The sequence below is a fragment of the Staphylococcus simulans genome, assembly GCF_003043455.1.
Classification (GTDB): domain Bacteria; phylum Bacillota; class Bacilli; order Staphylococcales; family Staphylococcaceae; genus Staphylococcus; species Staphylococcus simulans_A.
In genome coordinates, this window is the sequence record NZ_PZGG01000076.1 from 1 (window position 1) to 9,447 (window position 9,447).

Below are 9,447 nucleotides of genomic sequence, written 5' to 3' on the forward strand. Positions count from 1 at the left end.
CAATATTTATGCATTCTATAATAATTGCGATATGGGATTTTGTGAGGATTGTGATGAAGATATGCAAATATTTTATAGCTTTATCGTATTATATAATAACGAAGTATATTACGACCTCCCAATTATTGACTAATTATTTTTTACTATTTGTATTGCAATGATATGGGGAATGCACTATAATGGGTTTTAAGCAATAGTTTTATTCCATATTGCAAAGAATATTTAGCTCAAACACATATAGAACATACTAATAACATTGCTTTTGCATGATCTGCAAGTAAGGGTGGTATCGTAAGATTTATATTGAGTCATGAAACAGTTATTAATCCACCTGCAGTATATACATAGGACTGTTGAAAAGTGATTAGAATGATATAAATATCGTAATTTGCTTTTGTGGTTTTACAGTACTCTAATTATCGTAAGTATTTTTTGTAATATGCGAATAAGCATATTGAATTTTAGTCTTGGAGGTTTCACAAATTATGAAACAAGGTACAGTTAAATGGTTCAACGCTGAAAAAGGATTCGGTTTTATCGAAGTTGAAGGAGAAAACGATGTATTCGTACACTTCTCAGCAATTAACCAAGAAGGTTACAAATCATTAGAAGAAGGTCAATCAGTAGAATTTGAAGTAGTTGAAGGCGACCGCGGTCCTCAAGCTGCAAACGTTGTTAAACTATAATTAATAGATGGCTTTTATTGATTATAAACACTTTACATTTTGTAAAGTGTTTTTTTCTTTGTTTGAATACGAATATAAAAAAAAACGAACTGATTTCGTCTCAGTTCGTTTTTATTTATACTTTATTTTACTTTCGTATCATTAATAATTAATTGACGTAATGATTGACGTTTAATGACTTCTCTTGCTTTGCCATCTTTCACAAACAACACAGCAGGTTTCTGCATTTGGTTATAGTTAGATGACATAGAGTAGTGGTATGCACCTGTTGATAAAATCGCAAGGTAATCGCCACGATGAACAGATGAAGGTAATTTAACATCACGTGCAATAATATCACCAGACTCACATAATTTACCTGAGATTGTAACTGTATCATCCGCTTCTTCATCACGATTCACCAATAGGGCATCATATTTCGCACCGTATAATGCTGTACGGATATGATCACTCATACCGCCGTCAATGGAGACATATTTATTAATACCAGGGATTTCTTTAATAGTACCAACTTCATAAAGGGTTACACCTGCTTCTCCCACAATTGAACGGCCTGGTTCAATGCCGATAGTAGGAAGTGGATAATCTGCTTCTTTCGCAATATCTTTTAAAGCATCTGTAATTTCTTTAATACCAGATTCGATAGGGAAGCTGACATCACCTTCAACATAGCGGATACCAAAACCGCCGCCGATGTTTAATAAATCAACTTCTAAATCCAAACCTTTTAACCACTTAATCACAATTTTAGCTGTTTCAATCATTGCTTCAGTGCCTTCGATTTGTGATCCGATATGGAAATGAATACCTTTTAAGTTTAATTTTTCGCTACTTTGAATCTTTTCAATCGCTTGATCTGCTAAACCATAACGAATAGATAAGCCGAATTTACTATCTTCTTGACCTGTTTGAATAAATTCATGTGTATGTGCTTCTACACCAGGGTTTACACGTAATACGACATCAGCTGTTTCAGAAGCATATCTATTAATTAATTCGATTTCATCTAAAGAGTCAATGACGAAATAACCGATTTTACTTTCTAATGCATAGCGAATCTCGTGTTTTGTTTTATTATTACCGTGGAAGTGGATATTTGCTGGATCATAACCTGCTTCTAAAGCAGTATAGAGTTCACCTTCAGATACAACATCTAAACTTAATCCTTCTTCTTGTACAAGTTTCACCATTTGTAAGCAAGTAAATGCTTTTGAAGCATATGAAATATTGTAATCAAGTCCACTCGCTTCAAATGCCTCTTTGTATCTGCGCATTTGATTACGGATTTGGTCTTCGTCATAAACAATCAGTGGGGTACCAAAGCTTTGAGCAATCATTTCTAAACTTGTGCCACCCATTGTTAATTTGCCATTTTTATATTCTACAACCATTTTATCGAATCTCCTTTATCAAAGAATCATGGTTTAGCGCACTTAATTGTTCAGAGTTCGCGCCGACACCTTTAAACGTATATTCATCAATACGCATATCTTCATTATATAGTATCACTTCATCTTGTGCAGTAACGGTTTCATCAACCGCAACGAACATGTGACTCATCATTAAAGCCTTAATAGGGTAACGCTTACCATTGATAATCGCTTCATGTTTTGCTCTGGTTCTTAAGATACCATCACCGTAACCCATATCGACAACCGCAAGCTTTGTATGGTCTTGTTCTACTTCATACGCAAAGCTATAACCACAATAGTCACCTTTATTCACATCTCTTACTTGAATCACATTACCTTTAACAGTGAGTGATGGACTGATGACATCTTCTGATAAGCTACTGTAAGGTCTAGAGCCATATAAAGCAATACCGACACGCGCATGAGTATGATGAGGTAACAGTTGTTGATTTTCACGATAAAATGAAGCGCTATTTTGCGCATGAATTAAATCAAAGTGATAGCCTTCAGAAAGTAATGCATCCACCACATCAACCCATGCTTGTTTTTCAATACCATATTCAGGTACATCAAACTCGTCTGCATAACCAAAATGTGTCCATAACCCACTGATAATCATTTTAGCTTCACTTTTATTATCAGCATGATCTTCAAGCACTTCTTTAATTTCCTGTATTGTTTTAAGGCCTGAACGGTGGAGTAAATTTTCAAATTCTAAGTGAACATGTATACCTTGTAAATCCTCTTTATATTGATAGTAATAAGTTAAAGAGGGGAGAGTCATATGGATATTGTTATCTCTGACCGCATCAAAATCATAAACGGCATTCATTAAAAAGATCGTCGCATTCGGCGCAATTTTTCTGACGCGAATTGCTTCAGCAAGTGAAGTTGTACTAAATGTATCAATGCCAGCTTCTAAGAATGCTTCAACAGAAAATTCTAATCCATAGTTATAAGCATTGTTCTTCACAACGGCCATTAAATTTTGGTTATTTCGTACACGTTTCGCATTATCTATAAATTGTTGACGGTTTACTGACCAAATCGCTGTCATGAAGAAACCTCCTTGCCATATTGGAATAATAGATTTTCATAATAATCCGCAATACGGATTAATTGTGCTTCATCGAAGTTTAGTTTCGGTGTATGCAGACCGTGCACCCAATCATTTGCTTCATTACGAATACCCACAAAAGCAAAGTAACTTGGCGCAATTTGGCTATAGAAACTGAAATCTTCACCGAATAAATATGGTTTTTCTAATTCAACTACATTAAAATCAGCATCTTTTAATGCTTGAACCACACCATCATGTAAAGTAGGGTCATTATAAGTAGGTGGATAACCTTCTTCAAATTTCACTTCGCAATTAACACCGAATAATAATTGTACACTTTGCGCAATTTTAGACATTTGATCTTTCACTGCTTGTAAATCATTCGTATCGTATGTACGAATTGTGCCTTCTAAATAGCCTTGACTCGGAACCGTATTAATCGCTTCACCTGCATTAAAACGGCCAATGTGTACAATATTTCTTTGTAAACCATTCAAATGATACTGTTGAATTTGACCGACTTGGTTCAATACATGAATTAAACCTTCACCACATGAACGTCCTTGTTCTTTATTGGCAACGTGGCTTGATTTTCCTTTCAAGAAGAAACGATATTCTGTCGCACTTGCAGTAATTTCTTCATTCATAATTGTGACAGTTCCTTCATCGTTAAATGGCATCACATGAATACCAAAGACTGCTTCAATCGGATGATGATCAAATGCGCCTGCTTTGATTAAGCGGTTAGCACCCGCACCTGTTTCTTCGGCTGGTTGGAAAATAAATACTACATTTTGCGGTAATTCGCCTTTGTCATATAAGGCTTTGCAACGTCTGACAAATAAAAGTAGGGCAGTCGTGTGACCATCGTGTCCACACGCATGCATCACATTTGCTTTAGTACTCTTAAAGTCGATTTCATTTTCTTCATCAATCGGTAAAGCATCAATATCTGCTCTAAACGCAACTGTATGATTACCGTTTCCTTTTAAGTGCGCAACGACACCTGTTTCTAACGGACGTTCATAAGGTACGTTAATAGATTCTAAAAATGCGATGATATGATTAGTTGTTTCGTATTCTTCCAAACTTAGTTCTGGGTTTTGATGTAAATGGCGACGATGTTGTGTTACAAATTCTAATTCAGTTTGTGTCATAATATCCTTCCTTTTGTCTTACTTTATAATATGTATAAAAGGCGTATGTGAGGCTTTGCAAAACGCACACGATACGCCTTTTTGATTTATTTAATAGTTGTTAACGTCTGGTTTCTTGATTAGTCATTTAATTTACGTAATGCAGATACGATTTCGCGTTTAGAATCTTCAACTTCAGAAGTTTTTTTGATTACTTTCGCTGGTGTACCTGCCACGACTGTACCTTCTGGCACGTCTTGTGTCACAATTGCGCCAGCAGCAACAATTGCGCCTTTACCAACACGTACACCTTCTAAGATAACTGCATTGGCACCGATTAATACATCATCTTCAATTACAACAGGGGATGCACTTGGTGGTTCGATAACACCTGCTAATACAGCGCCTGCGCCAACGTGTACATTTTTACCTGTTGTAGCACGTCCGCCTAAAGTAGCGCCCATATCAATCATTGTACCTTCGCCGACTACCGCACCGATGTTGATAGTTGCGCCCATCATCACAACTGCTCCATCTTCGATAATCGCTTGTTCACGAATGAATGATCCTGGTTCAATACGTGCGTTTGTATGACGTAAATCTTTTAATGGAATCGCAGAGTTACGGCGATCCATTTCAATTTCTACATCTTCAATGTAGTTTTGATATTCATCATAGAATTTATCCCAATCATCCGCTTCACAGAAAATTACTTTAGAATCTTCTCCGCCGAATACTTTAAATGTTTCAGGAAATTCTACGTTTTTGAACGCTCCGTTAATATAAACTTTTAGTGGTGTTGATTTTTTCGCATCACTAATATATTGAATAATCTCCTCAGCTGTTAAATCTTTTGCCATGGTAAAAACCTCTCCTTTGTTTAATTAATTATTTAAATTATCAAATGTATAATACCCATTTGGTTTAGTAACCAATCGCTCAGCGGCTGTAATTGCACCATTCGCAAAGATATCTTTTGATTGCGCACGGTGTGTTAATTCGATTGTTTCATCAATGCCTGCAAACAACACTTCATGTTCACCGACAATTGTACCGCCACGTACAGCACTAATACCGATATCTTCAGGTTTTCTTTTTTCAGTTGTTTGTGAGCGATCATAGACAGGGTTTACTTCTTTAATGTCTTTGATAACATCTAACAACTTAATCAATGTACCACTTGGCGCATCTACTTTTTTATTGTGATGTGCTTCGATCAATTCAATATCATAACCTTGTAAAAGTGGTACAGCAACTTCTAATAATTTTGTCATGACATGGATACCATAACTCATATTTGCACTGAAGAAGACTGGCATGTCTTTACTTAATGCTTGTAGTTTTTCTTGAATCTTTTCTTTTTCACCTGTAGTTGCGACAACGACAGGCAATTTGAAATCTTGTTCTAATAACGGTAGTAGTAAATCCGGATTAGAGAAATCAATCGCTACTTCAGCATCTTTTGCTTCGCTGATTTGTTTGAAAGTAGGGTAGGGATAGTCATTTTCAGGATCTGGAACGATAACACCTACAATTTCATGTCCTTGTTCTTCAGCTAAACGTGCAACACGTTTGTTCATTGCACCATATCCGATTAACAAAATTTTCATTAAAGTTCACCTGCTTTATATTTGGCATATGTTGCTTCAAGTTGTTTACGGTCTGATTCTTCTAAAGTCACTAACGGTAAACGCACTTCGTAGTTACCGAATCCTTCAACAGCAGTAAGTGCTTTGATTGGAATAGGGTTAACGTCTACTGATAAAGCATTTAACAAACGGTTAATTGGTTCGAAATCTTTATCAATCGATTCACCACGTTTTGCTTTTTCATACAATGCTTGGAAATCACCAGGAATCGCATTTGCTACAACTGAAATCACACCATGGCCACCTTCAGCATAATAACGTACAACGTTATCATCATTACCGCTATATAATGAGAACTCAGATAAGTCTAAGCGTTCTTTTAATGCGCGGTGATGTTCAAAATCATTTGTCGCATCTTTTAAGGCAACAATATAAGGGTTTTTCGCTAACTCAACCATTGTTTCTACATCAATTCTCATATTTGTTCTTGATGGTACATCATATAAAACAACAGGGAGTTCTACAGCATCTGCAACTGTTGTAAAGTGGGCAATTAAACCACGTTGACTTGTTTTATTATAGTAAGGTGTAATCAACATAATCGCATCTGCACCTAATTCTTTAGCGCGTAATGAAGCATCTAAAGATTTTTTCGTTGAATTAGTACCTGTTCCAGCAATAACTGTTGCTCTGCCATCAACTTGTTTAATCACTGCTTCTAATACTTTTTCTTTTTCGTCTTCAGTTAAAGTAGGATTTTCTGCTGTTGTCCCATTAACAATAATCGCTTGAATGTTATTGTCTAATAAATAATTTACGTGTTTCTCTAATGCTTGATAATCGACTTCATTATTTGTGAAAGGGGTCGTAAGTGCTACCCCAACTCCTTCAAATAAACGACTCATATTAAGAAACTCCTTTCATTGATAAAACTTGTTCTAAAATTTGGACTGTATTCAATGCTGCGCCTTTAAGTAAGTTATCTGATGTTACCCAAATATGGAATGTATTATCTAATGAATCGTCTTTACGGATACGGCCGACAAAGACTTCATCTTTACCAGTAGAATAAACAGCTAGTGGATATTCATTATTTTCTGGATTGTCTACTAAGACAACACGATCATCATTTTCAAATAGTTCTTGAATTTCTTTTACTGTCGCTGGTTTATCTAAAGTAACATCCATTTCAACACTGTGGCTGTCTTGTACAGGAACACGTACACAAGTTGCTGTTACTTTTAAGTCTGGTAAGTTTAAGATTTTACGTGTTTCATCAATCATTTTTTGTTCTTCTTTTGTATAACCATTTTCTAAGAACACATCAATGTGAGGTAAGACGTTGTTATAAATTGGATGCGGATAAGTTTTTGGTGCTTCTCCCTTTTCTCCATTTAATAAATCTTCACGTCCAGCATAACCTGAACCTGATACTGCTTGATATGTTGTATAAGCTACACGTTTTAAACCATATTTATCTTGTAATGGTTTTAAAGGTACTACTGATTGGATTGTTGAACAGTTAGGGTTTGCGATAATACCTCTTGTGAATTTAGGTTCATTCACTTCTGGTACGACTAAATCGATGTCATCATGCATTCTCCATTGACTTGAGTTATCAATAACAATGGCACCCGCTTCTTCAAAGATAGGTGAGAAGTGCTCACTTGTAGCGCCCCCAGCACTCATTAACACATAATCAAAATGTTCGCTTGCAGCGTCTTCTGTTAATTCTTGAACTGTATATGTTTTACCTTGAAACTCGATTTCTTTTCCTGCTGATCTTGCTGAAGAAAATAATACAAGTTCATCAAATGGAATGTTTTTACGATCGATTGTCTCTAACATTTTGCTTCCTACTAATCCTGTTGCACCTGCGATTGCTAATTTTGTCATATTCAATTCACTCCATATTATTATTTAAGAAAGTCGTTTAATCTTTCTTGAGTTTCTGATTCTTGCTGCTTTCCAACTTTTAAATATCAAATGTTTCATAAAGTTGTTTGACTGCTCGCTCTCCATTATCCGCATCAATAACATAAGAAATACTGATTTCAGATGTCGTTGTTTGATAAAATGGAATACCTGCATTAATTAAACTGATGAAAGCTTTTGATGCGACACCTGACATATCTCTCATACCTGAACCAATTAATGAGATTTTTGCGTAAGCATCATTTAAATTATAATCTAAAGCTTGATAACTTTCTGACAATTTATTAAAAATACCTTTGATTTGCGTCAAATCAGTATCTTTAATTGTAAATGAGAGTTGTAACCCTTCAATGTTGACGATTTGAGAAATCATATCAACATTGACTTGTCCTTCTTCAAGTAATGTAAATAAATCTGTTAAGAGTTGATTATCAGATAGGGGATAGCTGATTGTGACATGCATCATTTTACGATCTAAAGCTACGCCCGTAACTGCTTTTTTCTCTAATATTTCTGTTTGTGACATAATCCACGTTCCTTCCACATTTGATAAAGTTCTTCCTAAATACAATGGAATGTTATAGTTATTTGCGAGTTCAACACTGCGTGTTTCTAAAACCCCTGCACCCAGTGCACTCATTTCCATCATTTCTTCGTAAGAAACTAGACTTAAACGTTTAGCATCTTTGTATATACGAGGGTCAGTCGCATAGACACCGTCAACGTCCGTATAAATTTCACATGGTGTTTGATTGGCTGCTGCTAATGCAACTGCTGTTGTATCTGAACCGCCTCGACCAAGTGTTGTCAATTCAAATTCATCATTGATACCTTGGAATCCGGCTACAACGAGTACATCATGCGTTTCAAATGCTTTATCAAAAGTTTCAGGATTAATTTCTGCAATCCTGCTTTTGAGATGATGTCCGACTGTTTTAATTCCGGCTTGATAGCCTGTCATGGCTCTTGCTTGAACCCCAATATCATTGAGTACCATAGACAAGTAGGAAACGGTTTGCTGTTCACCAGTGGTTAGTAAGAGGGCAAGCTCTTGTTGTTTTGGCTCACTAGTCAGCGCAGCTACATTTTCCATTAATTGATCAGTTGTTTTTCCCATTGCACTGACCACAACAATGAGTTGTTCGTCATTTTCTATTCTATTTTTCAGCATTTCAGCAATATTCCTAATTTTCGTAAAATCACTGACAGACGAACCGCCGAATTTTAAAACACTTCTCTTCATTTCTTAACATATCCTCCTCGATAGTAGGGGAGAATCACATATATAAAAAGAGCAAGTCCGGAATGCGAACTTGCTCGTAAATTTATATACAAGTGATGCACTCCATTATTTGATAATAATGACAGACCCTTAGCTCTTAACCTTAAAGTCCAACAATCATAACTCTGCATTTATGATTATTTCGGCATCTCACCCTTTCCTTACCAACTGCAACAGACAGTAGGCGTGGTAAGTACTGATGATTGATGCGCCTCATCAAAAAACTATTCAATTAATTAGTATGTATCACATTATACATAGTTACCATTGAGATGTAAACCAGAAATATATGATTTTTGGAAATTTACTGAAAAAAGCCTAAATTCCGAAAGTAATTACTAATTAAG

General features: G+C 35.7%; 9 protein-coding genes, 1 pseudogene and 1 riboswitch. Of the genes and pseudogenes, 2 read left to right on the top strand and 8 right to left on the bottom strand.

Annotation, left to right across the window (positions count from 1 at the left end; translation table 11 throughout):
* Together msaA and cspA are read left to right on the top strand one after the other, a co-directional pair.
* Window positions 1–133, top strand: a pseudogene (gene msaA / locus BU038_RS10900) (regulatory protein MsaA); the annotation flags it as partial.
* Window positions 134–485: 352 nt separating this feature from the next.
* Complete coding sequence (gene cspA / locus BU038_RS10905) at window positions 486–686, top strand: cold shock protein CspA (RefSeq protein ID WP_001831260.1); 201 nt, start codon at window positions 486–488, stop codon at window positions 684–686.
* A gap of 122 nt (window positions 687–808) precedes the next feature.
* On the opposite strand, the gene lysA is transcribed toward cspA, so the two are convergent.
* The 8 genes from lysA to BU038_RS10945 form a co-directional block, all read right to left on the bottom strand.
* Complete coding sequence (gene lysA, locus BU038_RS10910; protein ID WP_107606060.1) at window positions 809–2,077, bottom strand: diaminopimelate decarboxylase; 1,269 nt, start codon at window positions 2,075–2,077, stop codon at window positions 809–811.
* A 1-nt stretch (window position 2,078) separates the two neighbouring features.
* A complete protein-coding gene (locus BU038_RS10915) occupies window positions 2,079–3,155 on the bottom strand; it encodes an alanine racemase (protein ID WP_107606061.1) in 1,077 nt (358 codons plus the stop codon).
* Complete coding sequence (locus BU038_RS10920; protein WP_107606062.1) at window positions 3,152–4,315, bottom strand: M20 metallopeptidase family protein; 1,164 nt, start codon at window positions 4,313–4,315, stop codon at window positions 3,152–3,154. The genes BU038_RS10915 and BU038_RS10920 overlap by 4 nt, the downstream gene beginning before the upstream one ends.
* Window positions 4,316–4,434: 119 nt before the next feature.
* Window positions 4,435–5,154 carry a 2,3,4,5-tetrahydropyridine-2,6-dicarboxylate N-acetyltransferase gene (gene dapD, locus BU038_RS10925; protein ID WP_107606063.1) on the bottom strand — a complete coding sequence of 240 codons (720 nt, stop codon included), beginning with the start codon at window positions 5,152–5,154 and terminating at the stop codon, window positions 4,435–4,437.
* Between the two features lie 24 nt (window positions 5,155–5,178).
* Window positions 5,179–5,904 (bottom strand): 4-hydroxy-tetrahydrodipicolinate reductase, encoded by a 726-nt coding sequence (gene dapB / locus BU038_RS10930; protein ID WP_107606064.1) that lies wholly within the window; start codon window positions 5,902–5,904, stop codon window positions 5,179–5,181.
* Complete coding sequence (gene dapA / locus BU038_RS10935; protein WP_107606065.1) at window positions 5,904–6,788, bottom strand: 4-hydroxy-tetrahydrodipicolinate synthase; 885 nt, start codon at window positions 6,786–6,788, stop codon at window positions 5,904–5,906. Before dapA ends, dapB begins: the two co-directional genes overlap by 1 nt.
* A 1-nt stretch (window position 6,789) precedes the next feature.
* Window positions 6,790–7,779, bottom strand: coding sequence for an aspartate-semialdehyde dehydrogenase (locus BU038_RS10940; protein WP_107606066.1), 990 nt, complete (start codon window positions 7,777–7,779; stop codon window positions 6,790–6,792).
* Between the two features lie 79 nt (window positions 7,780–7,858).
* Entirely contained in the window at window positions 7,859–9,061 is a 1,203-nt protein-coding gene (locus tag BU038_RS10945; RefSeq protein ID WP_107606067.1) for an aspartate kinase, read from the bottom strand.
* Between the two features lie 87 nt (window positions 9,062–9,148).
* A riboswitch (Lysine riboswitch) is annotated at window positions 9,149–9,325 on the bottom strand.
* Between the last annotated feature and the right edge of the window lie 122 nt (window positions 9,326–9,447).